Genomic DNA, 23,741 nt, shown 5'->3' with positions numbered 1-23,741 from the left:
GATGATGAGCGAGAAGGGCAGTAAAAAACGCGCCGTTGGCCTGGCGGAGCGCATTTATCACGAACTGAAAAACGACATCTTTGATTTTCGCTTAATGCCGGGGGCGCATTTTAGTGAAAACGAGATCTCTGAGCGGATGTCTGCCAGCCGTACTCCGGTGCGACAGGCGTTGTTCTGGCTTGAGCATGAAGGTTATGTGCAGGTTTACTCGCGCAGTGGCTGGCAGGTGAAACCTTTTGATTTCAAGTATTTCGAGGCGCTGTACGACTTTCGTATCGTGCTGGAAAGGGAAGCGGTACGTCGCCTGTGCGGCATGCCGCCGGGCATCTGTTCAGAACATCTGGCGCCGCTTACCCGTTTCTGGATTGACGCGCCACGCATGGAGCCGAGCAAAGCGTTATCGCTTCAGGATGAGCAATTTCACACCACGCTGGTACGCGCCAGCGGCAACAGTGAAATGGTACGGGTACATGTGGAGTTGACCGAGAAGATGCGCATTATTCGCCATCTTGATTTCACCCGCAATGACCGTGTGGATGCGACCTACAACGAACATGCCCGTGTTTTACAGGCGATCCTGAAACAGCAAACCGAGGAGGCGCAGCGCATTCTGACCGAGCACATTTCCCAGAGCAAAGCCGAGGTCAGGAAAATCACCTTGCACATGCTCCAGCAGGCAAGTTTACAACCCGTTTCACCGTAGCCGTGGTTCCGCCCCGTCGTCCGGCGGGGAATTTTAATGACTCAATATCATTTAGGGGTTTTGTAATGAAAAGACGTTCTTTACTGAAAGCTTTTGCCCTGTCAGCCACTTTTTTGAGCATGGGCTTATCGTTACAGGCATACGCAGCAGACACCATCAAAGTAGGGATCATGCATTCTCTCTCCGGCACTATGGCCATTTCAGAAACGCCGTTGAAAGACATGGCGCTGATGACCATTGATGAAATTAACGCCAAAGGCGGCGTGCTGGGTAAAAAGCTGGAGCCGGTAGTGGTCGATCCCGCCTCTAACTGGCCGCTGTTTGCGGAAAAAGCGCGTCAACTGCTGACCCAGGATAAAGTCGCGGTGGTTTTTGGCTGCTGGACGTCGGTTTCGCGCAAATCGGTGCTGCCGGTGTTTGAAGAGCTGAACGGCCTGCTGTTCTACCCGGTGCAGTATGAGGGCGAAGAGATGTCGCCGAACGTGTTCTACACCGGCGCGGCACCCAACCAACAGGCGATCCCGGCGGTGGAATACATGATGAGTGAAGATGGCGGCAGTGCAAAACGCTTCTTCCTGCTCGGTACTGACTATGTCTACCCGCGTACCACCAACAAAATTTTGCGCGCCTTCCTGCACTCCAAAGGTGTCCAGGATAAAGACATTGAAGAAGTCTATACCCCGTTCGGTTACAGCGATTACCAGACCATTGTTGCCAATATCAAAAAATTCTCCGCAGGCGGCAAAACTGCTGTGATCTCCACCATCAATGGCGACTCCAACGTGCCGTTCTATAAAGAACTGGCAAATCAGGGTATCAAAGCCACCGATGTGCCGGTGGTGGCCTTCTCGGTGGGCGAAGAGGAGCTGCGCGGTATCGACACCAAACCGCTGGTCGGCCATCTGGCGGCGTGGAACTACTTTGAGTCGGTCAGCAACCCGGTGAACACCAAGTTTGTTGCGGATTACCGTGCCTATGCCAAAGCGCACAAACTGCCGAACGCCGACACCGTGGTGACTAACGATCCAATGGAAGCGACCTACGTTGGCATCCATATGTGGGCGCAGGCGGTAGAGAAAGCGGGTACCACCGATGTGGATAAAGTTCGTGCGGCGATGGCAGGTCAGAGCTTTGCCGCACCAAGCGGCTTTACGTTGACCATGGATGCCACAAACCACCACTTACACAAGCCAGTGATGATTGGTGAAATTGAAGAGAACGGTCAGTTCAACGTGGTGTGGAATACCGATAAGACGATCCGCGCTCAGCCATGGAGTCCGTATATTGCGGGCAACGATAAAAAACCGGATTACCCGGTAAAAACCGGCGGTAAATAAGCCCGTGCGGTACGTGCCAGGGGCAGGCGTTCTGCCCCTGGCAGTGGTTGAATGTTCCGGCCTGACCGGATAACCATCAAAAGACGCTGACACATGAAAATATTCCCGGCTTTGGGCTTTCTCCTTTTCGGCTGCCTGCTGATGACTACGACGGCGCAGGCCGGGCCTGCCGCTGATTATGGCAAGGCCAGCCGCACACAGCAGGCGCAACTGCTTCAGCAGTGGTCCGCCGCGCCGGAGGCATCGCGCTTGCCGTTGTTGCAGGCGCTGAATGACGAAACGGTGGTCACCGATGCGAATGGTCAACTCTTTACCGACCAGAACGGCAAACTGACGCCGCTGGAAGGCGACGCAGCGCCTGCTGGCACGACGAAAAAAGTGTTTATGAATAACCGTATACGCGGGCTGGTAGCCAGCGCGCTGGCGACGCAACAACTGGTCAGCCCGGACGACAGTGTACGCCTGCATGCGGCACTGACGTTGCAAAACAGCGCGCAGGCCGATCAGTTGCCGTTTCTCAGCGCACGGCTGGCGGCGGAGAAAAATAACGGCGTGCATACTGCACTCGCCATTGTGGTCGCGAATTTACAACTTTCTGACAGCCGCGCCGAACGGCGCCTGCAGGCAGTAAAACTGCTGGGCGAAACCAGCGATCCGCAGGTGCAGGCCAGCCTGCAACGTCTGACGCAGCCGCAAAATGAGCCCGACTCCGCAGTGCGCGAAGCCGCCGCTGCCAGCCTGAAACAGGTGCAGCAACGCCTGAAATGGGGCGACTGGCTCGGACAAGCGTTCAGTGGGATTTCGCTTGGATCGATCCTGCTGCTGGCGGCGCTGGGGCTGGCAATCACCTACGGCTTGCTCGGGGTGATTAATATGGCGCATGGCGAAATGCTCATGCTGGGCGCGTACTCCACCTGGCTGGTGCAGGATCTGTTTCAGCGCTTTGCCCCCGACTGGCTGGCGATTTACCCGCTGGTGGCGCTACCGGTGGCGTTTTTTATCACCGCCATTATCGGCATGCTGCTGGAGCGCACCATTATTCGCCACCTCTACGGGCGGCCGCTGGAAACCCTACTTGCTACCTGGGGGATTAGCCTGATGCTGATTCAACTGGTGCGCGTACTGTTCGGCACGCAGAACCTGGAAGTCGCCAACCCGGCGTGGCTCTCTGGTGGCTGGTCGGTGTTGCCGAACCTGGTACTGCCCTGGAACCGTATTGCGGTGATTGTGTTTGTTATTGGCGTGCTGATCCTCACCTGGTTGCTGCTGAACAAAACCCGGCTCGGGATGAATGTGCGGGCGGTGACGCAAAACCGCCGGATGGCGGATTGCTGCGGTGTACCGACCGGGCGCGTCGATATGCTGGCTTTCGGTTTAGGTTCCGGTATTGCCGGGTTGGGCGGGGTAGCGTTGTCGCAACTCGGTAACGTCGGCCCGGAACTGGGACAGGGCTACATTATTGACTCTTTCCTCGTGGTGGTCACCGGCGGCGTGGGGCAACTGGCGGGCACGGTAGTGGCGGCGTTGGGTCTGGGCGTGCTGAACAAAGTCCTCGAGCCGCAAATCGGTGCGGTGCTGGGCAAGATCGCGATCCTGGTGTTGATCGTGCTGTTTATTCAGAAACGACCGCAAGGGTTGTTTGCATTCAAAGGGCGGGTAATTGACTGATGAGCCAACCTATTACGTTAACCATCGCCCGACGCGCGCCGCGCCTGACCGGCATGCTCGCTTCACTGCTGCTGGTCGCGCTGCTGATACTGCCCTTTTTCGCGCTGCTTCCGGCGGAAAATCCGCTGGCGATTTCTACTTACACGCTGACGCTGATTGGCAAAATCCTCTGCTATGCCATTGTGGCGGTCGCGTTGGATCTGGTGTGGGGCTACGCGGGACTGCTGTCGCTGGGCCACGGATTATTTTTTGCCCTCGGTGGTTATGCGATGGGGATGTATCTGATGCGCCAGGCCGCCGGTGACGGGTTGCCGGCATTTATGTCGTTTCTCTCGTGGACGGAATTACCGTGGTTCTGGGCCGGAACGCAATATTTCGCCTGGGCGCTGTGCCTGGTGATTCTGGTGCCAGGCCTGCTGGCGCTGGTGTTCGGCTATTTCGCCTTCCGCTCGCGTATTAAAGATGTTTACTTCTCAATCATGACCCAGGCGCTGACCTACGCCGGGATGCTGCTGTTTTTTCGCAACGAAACCGGCTTTGGTGGCAATAACGGTTTTACCGGCTTTACCACGTTGCTCGGCTTCCCGGTCTCAGCGACCGGTACGCGTATCGCACTCTTTGTCGCGACGGTTCTGCTGCTGGCAGGGTCGCTGGTAATCGGTGTGATGCTGACGCGTAGCAAGTTCGGCCGGGTGCTCACTGCCGTGCGCGACGCGGAAAACCGGCTGATGTTCTGCGGCTACGATCCAAAAGGCTACAAGCTTTTCGTCTGGACGCTTTCTGCCGTGCTGTGCGGGCTGGCGGGCGCACTGTATGTGCCGCAGGTGGGGATTATCAATCCTGGCGAAATGTCGCCGACCAACTCAATTGAAGCGGCGATTTGGGTGGCACTCGGTGGGCGCGGCTCGCTGATTGGACCGATTCTCGGCGCCGGGATCGTTAACGGTGCGAAGAGCTGGTTTACCGTCGCTTTCCCGGATGTGTGGCTCTTTTTCCTTGGCCTGATGTTTATCCTTGTGACGCTGTTCCTGCCGCATGGCGTGATTGGCTTGCTCAAACGGAGGAAGCATGACTGAGACTCTCTTTACCCAGCCGCAGTTGCAGGATCGTTACCGGGAAACCACCGATCCAGTGCTGCAACTGGAAAAAATCAACGTGACATTTGATTCGTTTCGCGCTCTGACTGATTTGTCACTGTCGATTGGCGTTGGGGAACTGCGCTGTGTGATCGGGCCAAACGGCGCAGGCAAAACCACGCTGATGGATATCATTACCGGTAAAACGCGCCCGGATAGCGGGAGGATAACCTACGATCAGAACATCGATCTTACCGGAATGTCACCGGTGGAAATCAGCCGCGCCGGCATTGGGCGTAAGTTCCAGAAACCCACCGTGTTTGAAGCACTCAGTGTAACGGAAAACCTTGAAATTGCGCTGAAAATGGATAAGTCGGTGTGGACCAGCCTGCGAGCCAGGCTCAGCGGCGAGCAGCGGGATCGCATTGCTGAAGTGCTGCTGTTGTTGCGGCTGACGGAACATCGACATCGCCCATCCGGGCTGCTCTCCCACGGGCAAAAACAGTTTCTGGAAATTGGCATGCTGCTGGTTCAGGAGCCTCATTTGCTGCTGCTGGATGAGCCCGCCGCCGGACTGACGGATGCTGAAACGGATTATATTGCCGAGCTGTTTCGCACACTGGCGGGTAAACACTCGCTGATGGTAGTGGAACATGACATGGGCTTTGTCGAAACCATTGCTGATTATGTGACAGTGCTGCATCAGGGGCAGGTGTTGGCGGAAGGTTCGCTGCGCGAGGTGCAGGCCAACGAGCAGGTTATCGACGTTTATCTGGGGCGCTAATATGTTGCAGGTGAAAGAGTTAAACCAGTATTACGGCGGCAGCCACATTTTGCGCGGCTTGTCGTTCGAGACCACGCCGGGGGAAATCACCTGCCTGCTGGGCCGCAACGGCGTGGGGAAAACCACGCTGCTGAAGTGCCTGATGGGGCTGATCCCGGCGAAGTCTGGCACGGTACACTGGCAGGGTAAACTGATCAATAACAGTAAGCCGCATCAGCGGGTACAGCAGGGGATCGCATACGTTCCGCAGGGACGGGAGATATTTCCCCGTCTGACCGTCGAAGAGAATTTGCTAATGGGGCTGTCGCGTTTTCCGGGACGCCAGGCGAAAACGGTTCCCGACGAGATTTACGAACTCTTTCCAGTGCTACGCGAGATGAAGCAGCGGCGGGGCGGCGATCTCTCCGGCGGACAACAGCAGCAGCTTGCCATCGGGCGGGCGCTGGCCTGTAAGCCGCAGTTGCTGATCCTCGATGAGCCGACAGAAGGTATTCAGCCTTCGGTTATCAAGGAGATTGGCGCGGTGATCCGCAGCCTGGCGAATCGCGGCGATATGGCCATTCTATTGGTGGAGCAGTTTTACGATTTTGCCGCCGAGCTGGCGGATCAGTATCTGGTGATGTCGCGCGGCACCATTATCCAGCGTGGGCGCGGCGATGAGATGGAAGCGCAGGGCGTAAGACAACTGGTGGCGATTTGAAGGGGAGTCGTTCCTGCCGGTTATTCCGTCGGCAGGAACGGTTTACTCAGACTTTGACCAGCTTCAGCCGCTGGCTTTGACCCTGGAGCTGGATGTGACGTTCGAAAAGGTGGTGTTCCACCTTCTTGCCGCCATTCAACTGGGCGAGAAAAGAGTCTGCGTCTGCTTTAGTGGCGAAGTTTTGATGTTGCCAGTCACCTTCCAGGTTGTACAGCAGGCCAAAAGCTTCGCTGCACGGTAGCCGTATCTGGAATGTGGCTCCCAGCTCGCCCTGCATATAGCCGGTGAGCTGAAGCATTGCCGTTTCGCTGTGATAAAACGCGATACCGTCCCGGGCTTTGTTGTTATGCCAATGGCACTCGGGCATCAAATAACAGCTCCCGCTGACAGACACCTTTCCGTCGCTGGAGGGCGTCATGTGACCACCGACGGAAAATTCGGGGTGGCTGGTGCCCGCAGGAACGGCGTTGGTAATATAGCAAGCGCTGCCTGGTGAAATGCCTTTTGCAATGAGTAAATCCTTCCAGCTTTTATCTTTATATCCCGGCACTCTTTTGGGATCCGGCGTACTGCCATCAACGTTATAAAGTGTGCCGCTAATATTGACGACATTGGCACCGGTAGAGGTGATGACTTCATCTTCATTGCTCACCAACTGGAGAAATTCATTAATTTTCTGCCGGTCATATTGTTCTTTGTCCATTTTATTCCCCTTCTGAAAGGAATTATAAAGAGGGAAGGGCGCGAGGGATAAAATAATGGCCTCAAACCTTTCCCTGCTGTTGTTAACGCTTAACTATTGCTGGTGACAACCCAGCTATTATTTCTTTGCAGCGCCACATCAAGTTCATAGCTGCCCATCGGGAAAGTTAATTGCTGCGCATTGCTGATATCGCTGATCTGAATAACCTGGCCGGGGATATAATTACCATAAGTGATCCAGTACGTCGGCGTAACAGAAAATACCAGATCCATATTTGGTTGCGCCGGCTGGACAAATGTTCCTGCGCCCGACATGGCGATCCCGACTGCAGCGTTATTAACGGGGTTAATACTTTCATGGCCGGTAATAAATAATGTGCCATTACGCCCCCCATTATTCAGCCCGCTAAAATTGTAAGCGCCGTTGCTGTACATCAGCGTGATATTATTACTGCCGGAGGGATCGCAGGGAACACTTTGCGACGCTGTGAATACGCTGCCCACATTCAGCGGCCCTGAATCATCCCAGACAAAGCTGTAGTCAATTCCCCATGTAAAAGAGAGTTGTGTGCCAGGAAAAGCCGATTTTGTCAGCCAGGCCAGTGACATAATATTCGGATTACTGATGTCCGGTAATGACTGATAGATACAGAAAGAGCCAAAAATCGTTGAATTATTGGTAACATTGACAGTGTATTGCTGAGACATAATATCCACCTTGTTTGTTGAGTGAAAATAACGTGATAACAACTGCCTGCTTACATATAGGTGTTTCGTGATTTTATGAGCCTTATACTCCTCATGGTGACGCCAAACGTTTTCACTAAATATTTTGGTGAAACCTGGTCCTGCATAGCTATCTGCATGGCCGCGCGACGAATGGCTACGAATACGCCCCATGCCGATGGCATTTCGATGTTCCCGGCCGAATCCGCATATTTGCATAACCGGGAATACTGTTTTTTAGGAATCTCAACTTCATATAACTTATAGAACTTTGAGGCATCTTTAGGAATATATATTTTTCGCCCGCCATGATGAGAGATTAGTTGGAAAAGGGATTTAAATCCGCAAGTTCCTGCAATCTCTGAAGCCGCCCATGGCATTGCAGATAAAACATGTTCCTTATGTTTCTCGCAGAACTGCACTAACTCCTTTTCGTTTTCAGAGCTTATTGCTGGCAAGCCGGAAAATAGCAAAGGATAATCCTGTAATAAAACATCGTGTATTGTATTATTCACATTTACCTCATGCCAATGGTCTTATTTCGTCAGGGCTACCACAGTTGTGAGTTAAAGTATTAATCGATAATATCCATGGCAGCACGGAGGAAGTGTTCCCCCGCAAAGTGCGTGGGTACAATAAGCGTAGCTGCACGATTACTTGATATATAATATTTGCGTACTAAAAATTTTATGGTGAAGGCACACACCGTATAATATATTACGTCAATGCCGTGGGACTCAGCCTGAAATGAAAGCAAAAGGTGCGAAGTGATAAAGGATACGGCGTTATTATGTCGGAATTATCATGCGAAAAAGCCACCTTAGTCACACAGTAAACGTTCACGGTACATTGACCGCACGACAAGGTTATTCAGCCCACCACATTGTCTGCATCGTCTTTCGGGCGAGGCGAACCATCAACCACCACTTTCACTCTGGGTTTCGACAGTAGAATTTTGAGCAGTTCCTGAAAGCTGACCGGCTTATAGAAGCAGTAACCTTGCAGGAAAGTGATGTTGTTTTGATTCAGATAATCGAGTTGTTCTTTCATCTTGGGCGGCATGGTTGAGAGAAGCTGAAATCGCCAGCGATCTGCGTGTATCGTTAGGGCTGACATAGCGTTGCTGTGCGTTATTACGTTAGTGTAAACGTTTGCTGCCAGTTTATGTCTCTTGTCGGCTGACAACACGGTAACGGCGACAATAAGTTTTGACTGTGAATGAATCACCTCGGAAATTAATGCTGACACTTAAAAGATGGCCTGGCTGAACCCGCATAAATGATAAAATACAATTGACAGCAATGCGGGTAAAATTATTCCTGAGGCATTTATAAACGAGCATGATAGCTATTATCATTTCGGAAATAAACGTTCAGGGAAATGAAAATCAGCAGTTCCTGAGGTTTATTCATTTCTTCTTAATCTGGCGTTAAGACTGACATAATAAACTATCAGTACGATATTTTTAATATCGGCACTGCCAGACAGATTCATTCACTGACAAAAGGCAAAATAAGCATGCATCGGGAACTACACAGCATCGGAAGAGTCGGCTGGCTCCGGGCGGCAGTGCTGGGAGCCAATGATGGCATCGTGTCGACGGCCAGCCTTGTTCTCGGGGTTGCCTCTGCGGGAAGCTCCTCCTCCGGGGTGTTGCTGGCGGGCGTTGCCGGGCTGGTTGCAGGCGCCATGTCTATGGCGACCGGAGAATATGTTTCCGTCTCATCGCAAGCCGATACCGAAAAGGCTGCGATTGCCCAGGAAAAAAGGGAACTGGCGACGGATTATGATGGGGAGGTACAGGAACTGACTTCACTGTATATGCAACGGGGACTGGCGTCTGAGCTTGCTCGCGAGGTTGCGGAACAGCTGATGGCAAAGGACGCGCTCGACGCGCATGCCCGTGAAGAGCTGGGACTGACGGAGACAAATTCAGCACGGCCGCTGCAGGCCGCGATTTTTTCAGCCATCAGTTTTTCTGCCGGTGCGCTGTTGCCGGTTCTGGTGGCGTGGTTAACGCCAGCACCACGGGTTTTGCTATTCATCATCCTTTCCACACTTTTTTCACTGGCGCTGCTTGGCTATATATCGTCGGTGGCAGGCAAAGCGCCGCCATTGAAAGCGATTAGTAGAATCACCTTCTGGAGCGCCATGGCGATGGCTTTGTCTATGGGTGCAGGTTCGCTCGCCGGACAGGCGCTGGCTTAAATAATCGTTTCATTCTCAGGATAGAAAACTCAGGACAGAAAAAATGAAGAAATACTCAGGTGGACAGATAGCACTACACTGGCTGGTTTTATTGCTGATCGTGATCACGTACGCCGCGATGGAATTCAAGGGGATTTTCCCTAAAGATTCTGTCGGTCGTTACTGGATGGCAATAACACATTACACGTGTGGTGTCAGTGTATTTATTCTGATGCTAATTAGAATGGTGTTTAGATTTATCTTCCCGGAACCGCCGGTTGTTCCCGCTCTGCCACAATGGCAAAAACTCAGTGCCACTGTTGTGCATTTTATTTTATATGCACTGTTTATTTTTCTTCCACTTTTGGGGGGGGGCTCGCTCTATTATGGCCAGAAAGAGTGGAGTTTTCTGTTTATTAACATGCCGATTGCGGCGGAAAAAAATGGTGTACTGCAGCACAGTCTGAAAGAGGTCCATGAATTACTGGCTAATGCGGGCTATTTTATCATCGGGTTGCATGCGGCGGCGGCGCTACTGCACCACTACATACTGCGTGATAATACATTACTGAGAATGATGCCAGGCAAACGCCCGGATTAACGTGGTTTTCCCGGCAAGAGAAGAAGTGACATACTGTCACTTCTTCTCACATAATTGTCCGCACTGGATACCTGTAAGCCAGCGTGTGATACTCAAAAAGTTGTCTGAAGGGCCAACGGCGCGGCTCAGACCTTGAGCATTTTCACTGTTGCATCAATATCAATTTCATCTTCCGAGAAGAGAGAGGTTGTTCCCTGGAAGGTGGTGATCGCTAATTTTTTCACTGAACGCATTTCACCCGGTCTGGTGGTGGTTTTCGGCCTGATATTTCCCATCAGCAGACCCACAGACAACACGGCATTTTCTTTATCGATGCGGGTATCAGCAGGGACTTCTTCGCTGTACACCAGATACGATTTGATCGAGGCAAGCTTGAGACGTTCGCCCGCAATATAGATGTATTTGCTGTCAGGAATGACTTTCACCGCGTAAGCCGATAACCCCTTGTTATTGGTGGTGGGTTCAAAAGTCACTGCGGCATCTTTCTTAATTAGCTCAGGGTTCGCGACTTTAATCACATGAAAATAACGGTTCTCACCGTTTTCATCTTTGATAAAGCCAAAACCTTTATCTTTAAACCATGTTGTGATCGTTCCGTTCATCGCTATACCGCCTGGTTAATCGTTTATCTACTCAGTTTTTTTGCAGCGCGCAGTGTAAAGCACAATGCCTGCGCAGGCCACGTCTGGTTAAGTGTGAATGATAAATTTCTGCTACGCGAGTGGGGAATGCCCGCTTGCCATGCGCGGGACACTAAGCCAAAGGGGTAAAATGCCTGTCACTTCCCTCAAACCAACCGCCGGATTCGCCAGCTCGGTGAAAATCCGTTATTATCCGCTGCCACTCTCCACTCGGGCAGCCCGATGTCTATGATCGATACTTTTATTGCCCCGCCGTGTCACGACAACATTGAAATGCTTTATCAGGACGAGCACCTGGTGCTGATCAATAAACCCAGCGGATTGCTCAGCCTCTCGGGGAAAAACCCACAAAATTTCGATTCCGTGCATTATCGACTGGTGCAGATATTCCCCGGTTGCACCCTGGTTCATCGCCTTGATTTCGGCACTTCCGGGTTGATGGTGGTTGCCCGCAATAAAGCAATTAACGCCGCGCTCTGCCAGCAGTTCAGCCAGCGCAGCGTCACCAAGGTTTACAGCGCATTGCTCTGTGGGCACGTGAACGATGACGAAGGGGTGATCGAGGCTGCAATCGCCAAAGACCCGGCGAGCTTCCCGCTGATGTCGATTTGTGCAGTTCGCGGCAAGCCAGCGCGTTCCCGTTTTCGGGTCATTGAGCGTTTTTACCGGGCGCAGGAAGAGGGCAGGTTACTGCCGCTGTCGCGTGTTGAGCTTATTCCTGAAACCGGGCGCACACACCAGCTTCGCGTCCACTGCCAGCACCTTGGATATCCGATTCTGGGGTGCGATCTCTATGGTGGTCGGCTTAGGCCGGGTACTGAGCTGGCACCGCGGCTGATGCTGCACGCCAGCGAGTTGCATTTTGTTCATCCCATCAGCAACAGGCGGATCATCGCCCGTAATGACAGCCCATTCTGAAACGTTAATTACCACATCAAATCATCGGGCACTTTGAAGTCCGCATACGGATCGTCTTCATTCTGTGCTTCCTGAGTTAGCGCGCTGTGCAGCACAATACTGTTTGCATCGCGCTGGGCAATTTTATCGGCGACAGCCGCCGGGATGATGGCATATTGGGTATCACCGCCGTTGTCAGACAGCAGACGTGCAATAGCGAGACGGCCATTCATCAGTTGCGCCTGAGTGAGTTTATCGACCTCAATTTTTTTAATCACACTATTGTCGGTGAAGTTAAAGCCGATATTGCCTTTCACGATTGTGATGCGATTCATCTCAATAAGCTGCTTGATCTGCGCTTTATACTCTTTCGATAACGCAGCCTGCTTTTGCTGTTCGCTGAGTTGCTTATCACGCTCAAGTTGCGCTTTCTTATTTTCTTCTACCGCCTCTCTGGCCTCACGCGCCTGAACGCGGGACTTTTTCGCCGTTCTCTGGACTTTGGCCATTTTCTTGCTGGTAACTAATCCAGCTTTTAACATCTGCTCTTGCAAGGTAAGTTTTGTCATCGTCGCTGTTAAATCCGTTGGAGTATTAGCAGGATTATAACAGCCAAATGGGGGAAGTCAGTCAAACAACCTGTGCCGCAGGATCCCGTTATCAATCGACGCTACATGGGTCTTGCCGCAAAAAGCCATCGACAAATCGAACTCATTACGAATGATATTTAGCGCCATGGTGACACCTGTTTCGCCCATCGCCCCTAATCCATACAGCATACTGCGCCCGATGTAAGTTCCCTTAGCCCCCAGCGCAATCGCCTTCAGCACATCCTGACCGGAGCGTATCCCGCCGTCGAAATGGACTTCAATATCATTACCCACTGCGGCGACAATCTCTGGCAATAAGGTGCTCGATGACGACACGCCATCCAACTGACGGCCGCCGTGATTAGAGACAATGAGCGCATCCGCGCCTGCTGCCACTGCCTGGCGCGCATCTTCCACGTCCATAATACCCTTCACGATCAGCTTGCCGCCCCAGCGCCGTTTAATCCACTCAATATCCTGCCAGGAGAGATGCGGATCGAACTGCTGCGCAGTCCACTCCATCATGGCATCAATGTTATTTACGCCGCTGGCGTGACCAATAATATTGCCAAAGTTACGGTTGCGTGTGGAGAGCATATTGCGGCACCAACGTGGTTTGCTGGCAATATTAAGCAGATTGCGCAGCGTCATTTTAGGTGGGGTCGACAGGCCATTTTTGATGTCTTTATGGCGCTGTCCAAACACCTGGAGATCCATAGTGACGACCAGCGCGCCGCAGTTGGCGGCTTTCGCGCGATCAATAAGATTCGCGACAAACTGGCGATCGCGCATGACGTAGAGCTGGAACCAGAAGGGATGGTAATCGGTGGCCTGCGCTACGGTTTCAATGGAACAAATACTCATGGTCGAAAGCGTAAACGGGATGCCGAACGTTTTCGCTGCACGCGCCGCAAGGATTTCGCCGTCGGGATGGATCATGCCGGTTAACCCCGTGGGAGCAATGGCCACGGGCATCGTAACGGCTTGTCCGAGCATCATGCTGGCGGTGCTGCGAGCGGAAATATCGACAGCCACTCGCTGGCGAAACTCCAGACGACGTAGATCAGCTTCATTGGCGCGATAGCTATATTCGCTCCAGGAGCCGGCATCCACATAGTCATAAAACATCTTTGGCACCCGCTTACGCGCCAATTGTCGTAGATCTTCAATGCAGGTGATGATCATATCGGTTATCCAGGACGATGTGGCTAAGAGCCTATCCCATTAGGCTATTTTATTTACCATTTTGGACCAGAGCAGTGCTCACACAAGATGTGTTGGCATTTTGAACGCCGCTTGGGATAGGCTCTAAATAACGATGATTTAGCCACCGGTGACAGTCAGAATACGTAGACAGTTATGATTTAACGTAGTCGGTATAAGCGTTCTGTAAAACAATATGATCGGCAATATATTTAGCATCGTGCCATACACCATAAATAAACGACGAAGCACGGTTTACTAAATTGGGCAGGCCGAGAAAATAAATACCACGCTCGGCGGAAATACCGCGTTTATGGAATGGCAGGCCTTTTTCGTCGAAGGCATCTACTTGTAGCCAGCTGAAATCAAATTTAAAACCCGTTGCCCAAATAATCGTCGTAATTCCCGCTGCGGCAATATCTAATTGCGCCAGCGGATTACGCAGACATTCCGGATCCGGCAGGAGTTCCCACGCCTGCGGCTCAGGTGGCAGATCCAGCCCGTTGCGTTCGATATAAGCATCTGCATCGCGCAGTACGTCAAAGTAGGCGTTATCGCCCGCAGTGATATTCTCCGCCAGGCCTTCGGCAAAACTCAGGATACCGTTCTCCCAGCTTTGGGTGATGCCCACCAGCGTAATACCTGTATGTGCCAGGCGACGGAAATCCACGGTTTTACCGCCTTCATAGCCGCTTACCGCAAAAGCAACGTGCTCTTTTTTCGGCTTTATTTTCACTTCGTCCCACAGACCCAGCGCGCCTAGCCACCAGCAGTAATCACGGTCGCGGTAGGTGCGGGGAGGACGATAATGTTCGCCGACCGACAGATAAACGTCCCGGCCTGATTGACGCAGCTCTTCGGCAATTTGCGTACCGGAAGCGCCTGCACCCACCACCAGCACGCCGCCTGCGGGCAGTTGCTGCGGATTTTTATAGACGGAAGAGTGAATTTGGTGCACACCTGCGCTTTCTGGCACGATCTGCGGGAATGACGGTTTCTGAAACGGGCCCGTGGCGGCCACCACATTGTCAGCTTCAAATTCACCGGCCGAGGTCACTACTTTAAATCCGCTGCGCCCTGCCAGACGCACAACTTGATGCACGTCAACACCGGTGCGAACCGGGGCATGAATCATCCGGGCATAGTCTTCAAAATATTGCGCCATGCGCTCTTTCGGCGGAAACGCTTCCTGGGAAATATTGCCGAATTTCAACGATGGGAAGCGGTCATGCCACGCTGGGCCATTCGCCACCAGCGAATCCCAACGCTCAGATCGCCAGCGTTCAGCAATACGGCTGCGCTCCAGGACGACGTGGGGGACACCCATTAATGCCAGGTGCTCGCTCATGGCAATACCGGCCTGACCTGCGCCGACGATTACAGTATTCATTTTTTCTACTGACATGTTGAATCCCTAAATATAGGCGACCCCCGATAGTTTTATCGCTAAGCGTAATCGGGTGTCGTATTAATGACAATCAGGTTTTTGAGGCAGCGCAGTGGAAAAAACCGTGCGCATTCATTCACCCTTTATTAATGTCTTCTCTCAACATTTAATATTTTCCCCAGTCCTAAAAACTTATTAGTGATAATTAGCAGCGTGGCGGTGACAGTAATATAAATAACCGACAGAGCTGCCAGTGTCGGGTCAGCAAATTCACGCACATAGTTGTACATCGCCACCGGTAAGGTCTGTGTTGCCTGGGTAGTAATAAACAACGACGCAGTGAATTCGTTAAAGGAGAGGATCGCGGCAAACAGCCAGCCGCCAAACAGGCCCGGCAAAATTAATGGCACGGTGATAGTCCATACCACGCGCAACGGCGATGCGCCAAGACTGGCTGCCGCCAGTTCAATGCGCTGTTCAAGGTTTTTTAACGACACATAAACGCTACGCAACACAAACGGCAGTATCAGCACGATATGGCAGAAAATCACCAGCGGATAACCGCGCCCCAGGTTGAGTTGCGACACCAGCATTAGCAGGCCCAGGCCAATGGTGAAGTGTGGGATAAACAGGGGTGACATCAGAATCCCTTCCAGCGCCTGTTTGCACGGAAACGAATAGCGTTCGATGGCAATCGCCAGCGTGGTGCCGATGATCACCGCCAGTGACGATGCCCATGCGGTGACAATCAGCCCGGAGTAGAAACCGTGACGGAAATCATCATAATTCACCGCGCGCTCGAACCAGCGCAGCGACCAGCCTTTCGGCGGGAAGAACAACACGGCGGTACTGCTGAATGAAGAGATAAATACCACGATAGTCGGTAGCATCACAAAGAGCAGAATAGCCGCGACCAGCAGGCGGCCCGCCAGTACAGTCAGTTTGTCGTTGATCGAACGGGTCATATCAATGCTCCCCCATCGTGTGCAGGAATCGGGTCATGCGTTTGAGTGCCATCAGTAACAGGATGGTCAGGATTAACCCGGCGATGCTCAGCGCGGCGGCAAACGGGAAATTCATCGATGAGAAACCCAGTTGATAGACCATGGTTGCCACGGTGCTGACGCGTCCGCCGCCAATAAGTTGCGGTGTGGCAAAGGCGCTAAAGGTCCAGGCAAACGCGGTAGTGAGGCTGGAGACAATGCCGGGAATTGAGAGGGGTATAGTCACGGTCAGCAAGGTGCGGATCGGCCCTGCACCGAGGCTGGCGGCGGCTTTCTCATAATCCGGGTTGATGTGTGACAACGCGGTCGCCAGCATCAACACCATAATGGGCATGGTAACGTGTACCAGGGCGAGAACCACGCCGGTTTGCGTAAACATAAACTGAATCGGCGTTGAGATGACGCCTAACGCCAGCAGCAGACTATTAAGGAAGCCGCTGTTACCCAGCACGATAATCCAGGAATAGGTGCGCACCACTTCGCCGAGAAACATCGGGGTAATCGCAATAATCAATATCGCGGATTTGATCCACATGGTGCGGGTGCGCACCAGTGCATACGCCAGCGGATAACTCATCAACAAGCCAAAAATAGCGGTTTTCGCGCTCAGCATGACGGTGTTAATAAAAGCATCGGCATAGATACTTTTGAACAGGCCTTTGAAGTTCGCCAGCGTCAATCCGCCCACGTCGAGCGAACCGGGAATATAAGCGCGTACGCTGAACTGCATCACTGCGAACATCGCGATGACCAGCCCAACTGCTGCCAGCGTAGCGGGAATAATGAACCAGGGTAAAAATGTCGGTTTTCTCGTCATAGCCCTTGCTGCCTGATGAATGTGCTGCCGGTAGAACCCGGGCGACCTGCCAGTCGCCCGATAAATCAATGAGACATGATGTTTTCAGAGAACCACTGACGCCACTCAGCGGTTTTCTCGGCACGCAGTTGCGGATCGGTATTGATAGTGGCATTCCACTGCTCAGGCGTGGTGAGCATGCCCGGCAATTTCGCCAGTTCAGGATCGATATGCGCGTTGGTTACCGTTGGGCTGCCGTGATAAATCTTTGCCACTTGCTCCTGAATATCGGGCTTCAGGGCAATATTCATAAACTTATACGCGAGGTCGCTATGTTTGGTGCCTTTGTTGATACCAATGGTATCGACACCCAAAATCGCCCCCTCTTTGGGGATCGCCAGTTTGACGTCCACCCCTTCAGCCATCATGTTGTAGGCGTTCATTGACAGCATCACCTGTACCGGGGTTTCGCCGGTGGAGATCAACTGCTGGCTGTTGGCATCATCGGTATAGAACGATTTGATATTCGGGATCAGCGCTTTCAGCTTTGCCTGGCCTTGCTGCCAGTGCGCCGCATCGGTGCCGGAGAGTTTGGCGGCCACCGCAATGATATGGCTCGGATCCCAGTCCGGCAGCGCCAGCGTGCCTTTCAGCTCGGGCTTCCACAGATCGTTCCAGCTGGTAAACGTTTCGCCTTTCGGCACCAGATCCGGTCGATAGCCGATGGTGTAAACGTAGCCCCACACGCCGAGGTGATAGGGGCTGACTTTCGCCTGTTGCACCAGGTTGGCGGCGTTCGGGATTTTACTCATATCGAGTTTTTCAAACAGGCCAGAATTGGCATACAGATAGCCCACATGCGCGGTGGTAAAGGTCACGTCAGTTTCCGGTGAGCCGCCCGCCAGCTTGGCTTTGTTGAGACGATCAATGGTGCCACCGGTGACAAACTGCACTTCTACGCCGGTTTCTTTGGTGAACTCTTTTGCAATGGTTTCATCGATCAAATCTTTAAAACCGCCGCCCCAGGTGCTGACAATCAGCTTGTCAGCGGCCATTGCATTTCCTGCGTTGAGCACACAGGTGGTCAACAACGTTAAGGCACAAATCTTACGCAACATATTTTCATCCCCATCTATGAAATGGTTGTTGTAGAAATCTGAAACCCGGCGCGCCAGAACGGTGCAAACGGTGTTCCCTGGTGTGAAACCGATAATGACGTGGCGAACGCGTTGCGTAAAACAGCCTTTTCCTCGCCGTTGCATCAGAATTTCTGAGGCTAAAAAAGGTGCTGCTTTGCAACGGATTTTCTTAACCAGTGATAAGGCAGAAGGGAAGAAGAGCACAACAAAAGCAGGGGATTATGCTGTTAATTTTCATTTGGCATGATAAATGCATAAAAATTAACACTATTAGAATGACTGGCGCGACATGATCGCGTCGGCGATCTCAGGAGAACCTGCATGCTCAGTCGCATTACCCAGCGTCAGCTGGAATATTTTGTCGCCTCCGGAGAGGCCGGCAGCATCATTGGCGCCTCAGAACGTATCCACGTTTCATCGCCGTCGATCTCTGCCGCCATCACCCACATCGAATCTGAGCTCGGCGTACAGCTCTTTGTGCGCCATCACGCACAGGGCGTTTCGCTTACGGCTATCGGTCATCAGGTTCTGAAAGAGGCGAAGCTCATTCTGGAGCAGATGTTGAATCTTTATACTATCGCCTCGGAATCGATGAACAATGTGCGTGGCCCGCTGCGGGTGGGCTGTCTGGATACGCTGGCACCCATGCTAACCCCTGAACTGGTGTTCGGTTTTGGTCGCGCATTTCCCGGTGTGCGCATTACGCTGGTAGAAGGCAACCATGAACAGTTACTGAAACAGTTGCGCACCGCCGATATTGATATCGCGCTGACCTACGATTTAGTCCCCGCCAGCGACATCGCGTTTACCTCGTTGGCACAGTTGCCACCTTATGTGATGGTGGGGGAGCATCATCCGCTTGCGACGCAATCGGCGGTGACCATTCAGGATCTGGCGACGATGCCGATGGTGTTGCTGGATATGCCGTGGAGCCGCGAATATTTCCTTGGGCTGTTTAGCGAGGCGGGTGTTACGCCGAATGTCGTAATGCGCTCCAGCAATATGGAAGTGGTGCGCGCGATGGTGGCAAACGGCGTAGGGTTTGGTATCGCCAACGTGCGGCCGAAGGCGCATCTCTCCCAGGATGGCAAACGCCTGATTCGCGTACGGCTGGCGGGGACGAACAGGGCGATGCAACTCGGTTACGCGACCGCCGCCCATACCCAGCACTCCATGGTGGTTAACGCCTTTGCTGAGCGCTGCCACGTTTTTATTTCCGACCAGTATATTCCTGGCATGGCGGCGCCAAGCTATTTCGATCCGCAGGTGGTACGAGTGGCGTGACACGGCAGATATCTGGCGGCGCAATGTCACGCATACTGCTTTGTCGGCAGCAAGCCTGCCAGACATTGCGTAATAAATTGCGCCGCGCTGAGACGCGTGTTTTTGCGTTAATACCCCCGCTCCGGGAAGACCTGATTGGTCACCGGTTTACCACGTGCAGCGCGCTGGATGTTTTCTGCCACCTGTTGTGCGGCGCTGGCAGGGATGGCGACAGATGCCAGATGAGGTGTAATCAGCACGTTTTCCATCTGCCACAGCGGATCGTTGGGCGGCAGCGGTTCGCGGTCAAACACGTCCAGCGTGGCTTCAGCAATCTGTCCTGAGCGCAGCGCGTCAGTCAGCGCTGCCTGATCGACAATCGCCCCGCGCGAAACATTAATGAACGCTGCGCCATCTGGAAGGCGCGACAGCCGTTCTGCACTGAGCAAGCCAGCCGTGTGCGGTGTGAGTGGCAGCATGACCACCAGAATATCGCTCTGGCTGAGAAAATCATTCAACGATGCCAGCCCACTGCTGCACCTTATCCCCGTCATCTCTTTTGGCGAACGCGACCAGCCGCGTACGTCAAACCCCTGTCGTACCAGTTCCTGCGCCGTATACGCGCCTAACTCTCCCAGTCCCAGCACACCGACACGGATACTGGAGGGCTTACGTGGATGCAGGTAATGCCAGCGCTGTTCACGCTGCGCGCGCTCAAATGCCGGGATATCGCGCGCGTAGCGTAGGACGGCAAACAGCACGTACCCGGCCATCATGCGCGCCATATCAGGGTCGGAGAGACGAATTATCGGAATATTCGGCAGATCGTCGCGTCCCACCAGCGAATCAACGCCCGCACCGAGATTCACCAACAGTTTAAGATTGCGGTACGGCGCAAAGAATCCATGTGGCGGCTTCCATGCCAGCGCATAGTGCACCTCATCGGGGTTTTGCACCGTTTCGGCGCGGCAAATTGTCACCCCGGGCAAGTGTGGGGCTAGTAACTGTGACCACTCTTCGAAGCTGTCGAATTCGCTGTAAAACACTAATGTACTCATGCAGCGCGCGTTCCTACCAGGTTGACCACTGCATCAATTGCCAGCTCGTAACCGACTGCGCCCAGCCCGGCAATGACACCGGTTGCTGCTTTCGACACCAACGAGTGATGGCGGAACGGCTCGCGCTTCCAGATGTTGCTCATATGCGTTTCAATGATTGGGCCATCAAACATCAGCAACGCATCAAGAATGGGCACCGAACTGTAGGTCAAACCCGCAGCGTTGATAATTAACCCCACGGCGTTCTGGCGTGCTTCCTGGATCCAGTCAACCAGGATGCCTTCATGGTTGCTCTGGCGGAAATGCAATATCACACCGTGTGACGCGGCGCGCCGCTGGCAGCGCTCTCCGATGCTGACAAAACTTTCGCTGCCGTAGGTGCCGTTTTTATCCAGCCCATACAAGTTGGCGTTCGGTCCATTGAGAAAATAGATCTGCTGTGACATGCACACTCCTGATTAATACGGACGCGTCGCGGCCATCGCCGGATGCGCATCGAAGACGGCGAACCATGCGGCGGTCAGCGGGTGGCCAACGCGCCAGTTGAGTTCGGCAAAACGGAAGTCGAGATAACCGAGCGCGCAGCCAATAGCAATCAGTCCAATGTCGTCGGGATTTTCGCTGAAATCACTGACCTGGCCTTCGATCTCTGACAGTGCGGCGGTAACTTTTTTCAGCTGTGCGTCAGCCCAGTTCTGCCACTGTTTCTCAGGTGGACGCGCACTGTATTCGTAGCGCGCCAGTAATGCGGCATCGATCATCCCGTCACCCAGTGCCTGTCGTGCCAGACTTCTCCAGCGCGCATCACCCTGTTCCGGGTATAAATCGCCCCCGGCCCGCGCGTTGAGGTATTCGCAAATTACCCGGCTGTCATAGAGACTGATGCCGTTTTCGGTGCGCAGTGCCGGTACTTTTGCCAGAGGATTAAACACGGCGATACGTTCGTCGCGTTCGATCGGATGGGCGGCAGAGTCCAGCCGTTCTATCTCGGCAGCAAGACCCAATACGGTTGCGCACACCATTACTTTGCGTACATAAGCGGACGTGGCGGCAAAAAAGAGTTGCATCATTAGGCCACCTGTAGCAGCACTTTGCCGATGTTGGCGTTGGCTTCAAGGATACGATGGGCATCTGCGGCTTGCGCTAACGGCAAGGTTTGATACAGCGTCGGTGCGATTTTTCCTGCGGCGATCAGCGGCAACAGATGTTTGTTGATACTCTGTGCCAGACGCATTTTCTCGGCCGCGCTTTTGGGGCGCAGGGTAGAAGAGGTCAGGCTCAGTCCTTTGCGCATCACCAGTTGCAGATCGAGTTCAATCTTTGCGCCCTGCATAAATGAAAGACTGACATGACGTCCGCCTGGTGCTAACACGCTCAGGTTACGCGCCACGTAATCACCACCGACATTATCCAGCACCACATCGACGCCGCGTCCTTCGGTTGTGGCAAGCACGACGGTGACAAAATCTTCATTGTGGCGATTGATGGCACGCCATACACCGAGCTGTTGCAGCGCCGTCATCTTTTCATCACTGCCAGCCGTCGCAATCACGCGCGCTCCGCATGCTTGTGCACACTGAATAGCAAACGTGCCAACGCCGCTGGCCGCACCGTGAATCAATACGGTTTCGCCCGGTTGCAAACGCCCCAGTTCAAACAGGTTATGCCATACGGTAAAGGCTGCTTCCGGCACGCCTGCTGCCTGCGTGAGCGGCAGCGTTTCAGGTACGGATAAGCAGAGTTCAGCACGTGCCACGCAGTAGTCTGCATAACCGCCGCCATTGAGTAGCGCCATTACCGGCGAGCCAACCGTGGGGAATTCAACTCCCGCACCCAGTGCCTCCACGATGCCGGAGACTTCCAGCCCCAACACATCAGTTACCCCTGGCGGCAGCGGCATGCCGTTGCGCTGCAGGATATCGGGGCGATTGACCCCCGCACTGGCAACACGAATCAGCACTTCACCCGCACCAGGCCGCGGTACAGGGCGCTGTATGCGTTCTAACACCTCCGGGCCTCCTGGACGGCACGCAATTACGGCATTCATCATTTCAGATATCATCGGTGTCTATCCCTCGTTTGCCGTGCTAAACGCGCACACGCCTTCATCATCAACATTCACGCCAACCAGGCTACCGACCGGCCAGCGCGTCAGCGAATTCAGGCCGGACTGGCGTGCAAACAGCGCGGCGCTGCCCAGAGCGGGCACATCAAGATGTACATCGACGTGATCGCCCTGAAAGACATGGGCAATAACCGTTGCACTAAACAGTGAATGCGGGCTAAGCGCTGCCAACTGAATATTTTCCGGACGGACGTAGACATCAAGGCGGTCGCTAATTGTGGCATGTACGCGCTCCGCAGGCAGACGCAGCACATTACCGCCCAGCGCCAGTATTGCAACGCCATCGCGACCGGCGTAGCGCCCCGGCAGAATGTTTACATCACCAACAAAGCCTGCGACAAACGGATCCTGCGGACGGCGATAAATCTCATCCGGCGTGCCAATCTGGCGTACATGACCGGCCGACATCACGACGACACGATCGCTCATGCTCAGCGCTTCACCTTGATCGTGCGTCACGAAGACGGTGGTGACGCCAAGCTTGCGCTGAATCGCTTTCAACTCAACCTGCATTGACAGGCGCAGGTTTTTGTCCAGCGCGGAGAAAGGTTCATCCAGCAGCAGAACTTTGGGGCGAATCACCAGCGCGCGAGCCAATGCTACACGCTGCTGTTGGCCGCCAGAAAGTTCACGTGGTTTACGGTGACCGTAACCGGCAAGTTTCACCAGCGCCAGCGCCTGCTCAACGCGTTCAGCGATCTCGGCTTTGGGCACACCGCGCATACGCAGTCCGTAGCCCACGTTCTTCTCGACCGTCATATGTGGGAACAGCGCGTAGTTCTGAAAGACAATGCCAATTTCACGCTGCCAGGGCGGTATATCGGTAACCAGATCGCCATCAATAAAGATCTCGCCGCCATCCGCTTCGGCGAAACCCGCCATTAGATTCAGCAGCGTGGTTTTACCGCAGCCTGAAGGGCCAAGCAGCGTAATAAATTCCCCTTCCTCAATCATCAAGGAAATTTTGTGTAAGGCGATGGCATCGCCAAAGCGTTTCAGTACACCATCAAGCCGTACGGCAACGTTAGCGTTGTGCGTGATGGGGGGCAGCGTTTCGGGCTGCGGGAATGTGGTGACTTCTGCACTGACCATGGAATCTCCAGAAACGGGCTATCAAATACTGACTATCAGCATACGGCTTAAGGGCGCATCAC

Annotated in this window: 25 protein-coding genes and 1 pseudogene; 10 read left to right on the top strand and 16 right to left on the bottom strand. The window is 53.5% G+C overall.

Annotation, left to right across the window (positions count from 1 at the left end):
- Position 1: 1 nt before the first annotated feature.
- The 6 genes from BM427_RS20905 to urtE all read left to right on the top strand — a co-directional run bounded on the left by BM427_RS20905 (position 2) and on the right by urtE (position 6,268).
- The gene (locus BM427_RS20905; RefSeq protein WP_090125290.1) at positions 2-703 is read left to right on the top strand and encodes a GntR family transcriptional regulator; all 702 of its coding nucleotides are present in this window, start codon (positions 2-4) and stop codon (positions 701-703) included.
- Positions 704-768: 65 nt separating this feature from the next.
- On the top strand, positions 769-2,040 hold the full coding sequence (gene urtA / locus BM427_RS20900; RefSeq protein ID WP_090125287.1) for an urea ABC transporter substrate-binding protein: 1,272 nt from the start codon (positions 769-771) through the stop codon (positions 2,038-2,040).
- 93 nt (positions 2,041-2,133) lie between these two features.
- On the top strand, positions 2,134-3,708 hold the full coding sequence (gene urtB / locus BM427_RS20895) for an urea ABC transporter permease subunit UrtB (RefSeq protein WP_090125285.1): 1,575 nt from the start codon (positions 2,134-2,136) through the stop codon (positions 3,706-3,708).
- On the top strand, positions 3,708-4,784 hold the full coding sequence (urtC, locus tag BM427_RS20890; protein ID WP_090125282.1) for an urea ABC transporter permease subunit UrtC: 1,077 nt from the start codon (positions 3,708-3,710) through the stop codon (positions 4,782-4,784). Before urtB ends, urtC begins: the two co-directional genes overlap by 1 nt.
- On the top strand, positions 4,777-5,568 hold the full coding sequence (gene urtD / locus BM427_RS20885) for an urea ABC transporter ATP-binding protein UrtD (protein ID WP_090125280.1): 792 nt from the start codon (positions 4,777-4,779) through the stop codon (positions 5,566-5,568). The genes urtC and urtD overlap by 8 nt, the downstream gene beginning before the upstream one ends.
- A gap of 1 nt (position 5,569) precedes the next feature.
- Entirely contained in the window at positions 5,570-6,268 is a 699-nt protein-coding gene (gene urtE, locus BM427_RS20880; protein ID WP_090125277.1) for an urea ABC transporter ATP-binding subunit UrtE, read from the top strand.
- 46 nt (positions 6,269-6,314) lie between these two features.
- On the opposite strand, the gene BM427_RS20875 is transcribed toward urtE, so the two are convergent.
- The 4 genes and pseudogenes from BM427_RS20875 to BM427_RS20860 all read right to left on the bottom strand — a co-directional run.
- On the bottom strand, positions 6,315-6,971 hold the full coding sequence (locus BM427_RS20875) for a hypothetical protein (RefSeq protein WP_090125274.1): 657 nt from the start codon (positions 6,969-6,971) through the stop codon (positions 6,315-6,317).
- 89 nt (positions 6,972-7,060) lie between these two features.
- The gene (locus BM427_RS20870) at positions 7,061-7,678 is read right to left on the bottom strand and encodes a RhiA family protein (protein WP_090125271.1); all 618 of its coding nucleotides are present in this window, start codon (positions 7,676-7,678) and stop codon (positions 7,061-7,063) included.
- Between the two features lie 50 nt (positions 7,679-7,728).
- Positions 7,729-8,211 carry a hypothetical protein gene (locus tag BM427_RS20865; protein WP_139234441.1) on the bottom strand — a complete coding sequence of 161 codons (483 nt, stop codon included), beginning with the start codon at positions 8,209-8,211 and terminating at the stop codon, positions 7,729-7,731.
- 355 nt (positions 8,212-8,566) lie between these two features.
- Positions 8,567-8,743 (bottom strand): annotated as a pseudogene (locus BM427_RS20860) (hypothetical protein); the annotation flags it as partial.
- Between the two features lie 471 nt (positions 8,744-9,214).
- On the opposite strand from BM427_RS20860, the gene BM427_RS20855 reads away from it, so the two are divergent.
- Both BM427_RS20855 and cybB read left to right on the top strand, forming a co-directional pair.
- The gene (locus BM427_RS20855) at positions 9,215-9,904 is read left to right on the top strand and encodes a VIT1/CCC1 transporter family protein (protein WP_090125262.1); all 690 of its coding nucleotides are present in this window, start codon (positions 9,215-9,217) and stop codon (positions 9,902-9,904) included.
- Between the two features lie 43 nt (positions 9,905-9,947).
- Positions 9,948-10,484: a cytochrome b561 gene (gene cybB, locus BM427_RS20850; RefSeq protein WP_090125259.1), complete on the top strand. Its 537-nt coding sequence runs from the start codon at positions 9,948-9,950 to the stop codon at positions 10,482-10,484.
- Positions 10,485-10,609: 125 nt separating this feature from the next.
- Here the strand turns inward: cybB and BM427_RS20845 are convergent, their stop codons facing one another.
- A complete protein-coding gene (locus BM427_RS20845) occupies positions 10,610-11,092 on the bottom strand; it encodes a cold-shock protein (RefSeq protein WP_090125254.1) in 483 nt (160 codons plus the stop codon).
- 255 nt (positions 11,093-11,347) lie between these two features.
- On the opposite strand from BM427_RS20845, the gene BM427_RS20840 reads away from it, so the two are divergent.
- Positions 11,348-12,043, top strand: a complete 696-nt coding sequence (locus tag BM427_RS20840) for an RluA family pseudouridine synthase (protein WP_090125252.1) — start codon at positions 11,348-11,350, stop codon at positions 12,041-12,043.
- A gap of 8 nt (positions 12,044-12,051) precedes the next feature.
- Here the strand turns inward: BM427_RS20840 and BM427_RS20835 are convergent, their stop codons facing one another.
- From BM427_RS20835 to BM427_RS20810, 6 genes are all read right to left on the bottom strand, one after another.
- Complete coding sequence (locus BM427_RS20835; RefSeq protein WP_090125248.1) at positions 12,052-12,591, bottom strand: DUF2058 domain-containing protein; 540 nt, start codon at positions 12,589-12,591, stop codon at positions 12,052-12,054.
- A gap of 57 nt (positions 12,592-12,648) precedes the next feature.
- Positions 12,649-13,797 carry an alpha-hydroxy acid oxidase gene (locus BM427_RS20830; RefSeq protein WP_090125245.1) on the bottom strand — a complete coding sequence of 383 codons (1,149 nt, stop codon included), beginning with the start codon at positions 13,795-13,797 and terminating at the stop codon, positions 12,649-12,651.
- A 172-nt stretch (positions 13,798-13,969) separates the two neighbouring features.
- Positions 13,970-15,220: a flavin-containing monooxygenase gene (locus tag BM427_RS20825; RefSeq protein ID WP_090125243.1), complete on the bottom strand. Its 1,251-nt coding sequence runs from the start codon at positions 15,218-15,220 to the stop codon at positions 13,970-13,972.
- 128 nt (positions 15,221-15,348) lie between these two features.
- The gene (locus tag BM427_RS20820) at positions 15,349-16,167 is read right to left on the bottom strand and encodes an ABC transporter permease (RefSeq protein ID WP_090125240.1); all 819 of its coding nucleotides are present in this window, start codon (positions 16,165-16,167) and stop codon (positions 15,349-15,351) included.
- Between the two features lies 1 nt (position 16,168).
- A complete protein-coding gene (locus BM427_RS20815; RefSeq protein WP_090125237.1) occupies positions 16,169-17,023 on the bottom strand; it encodes an ABC transporter permease in 855 nt (284 codons plus the stop codon).
- 65 nt (positions 17,024-17,088) lie between these two features.
- Positions 17,089-18,120, bottom strand: coding sequence for an ABC transporter substrate-binding protein (locus BM427_RS20810; RefSeq protein WP_090125551.1), 1,032 nt, complete (start codon positions 18,118-18,120; stop codon positions 17,089-17,091).
- Positions 18,121-18,462: 342 nt separating this feature from the next.
- Here BM427_RS20810 and BM427_RS20805 point away from each other — a divergent pair, with 342 nt between their 5' ends.
- Positions 18,463-19,425: a LysR family transcriptional regulator gene (locus tag BM427_RS20805; protein WP_090125235.1), complete on the top strand. Its 963-nt coding sequence runs from the start codon at positions 18,463-18,465 to the stop codon at positions 19,423-19,425.
- A 107-nt stretch (positions 19,426-19,532) separates the two neighbouring features.
- Here the strand turns inward: BM427_RS20805 and BM427_RS20800 are convergent, their stop codons facing one another.
- From BM427_RS20800 to BM427_RS20780, 5 genes are read right to left on the bottom strand one after another with little or no spacing between them, the layout of a single operon-like run.
- Entirely contained in the window at positions 19,533-20,462 is a 930-nt protein-coding gene (locus BM427_RS20800) for a 2-hydroxyacid dehydrogenase (RefSeq protein WP_167518503.1), read from the bottom strand.
- The gene (locus BM427_RS20795; protein ID WP_090125228.1) at positions 20,459-20,908 is read right to left on the bottom strand and encodes a type II 3-dehydroquinate dehydratase; all 450 of its coding nucleotides are present in this window, start codon (positions 20,906-20,908) and stop codon (positions 20,459-20,461) included. Before BM427_RS20795 ends, BM427_RS20800 begins: the two co-directional genes overlap by 4 nt.
- Before the next feature lie 12 nt (positions 20,909-20,920).
- Complete coding sequence (locus BM427_RS20790) at positions 20,921-21,532, bottom strand: glutathione S-transferase (RefSeq protein ID WP_090125225.1); 612 nt, start codon at positions 21,530-21,532, stop codon at positions 20,921-20,923.
- Positions 21,532-22,509, bottom strand: a complete 978-nt coding sequence (locus tag BM427_RS20785) for an NAD(P)H-quinone oxidoreductase (protein ID WP_302848383.1) — start codon at positions 22,507-22,509, stop codon at positions 21,532-21,534. The genes BM427_RS20790 and BM427_RS20785 overlap by 1 nt, the downstream gene beginning before the upstream one ends.
- 21 nt (positions 22,510-22,530) lie before the next feature.
- A complete protein-coding gene (locus BM427_RS20780) occupies positions 22,531-23,679 on the bottom strand; it encodes an ABC transporter ATP-binding protein (protein ID WP_090125219.1) in 1,149 nt (382 codons plus the stop codon).
- Positions 23,680-23,741 lie beyond the last annotated feature (62 nt).

Origin of the sequence: Kosakonia arachidis, assembly GCF_900116535.1 — a bacterium.
GTDB classification, from domain to species: domain Bacteria; phylum Pseudomonadota; class Gammaproteobacteria; order Enterobacterales; family Enterobacteriaceae; genus Kosakonia; species Kosakonia arachidis.
The sequence above is the reverse complement of the archived record's forward strand: the minus strand, read 5'-3'. Positions and strand labels throughout refer to the sequence as shown.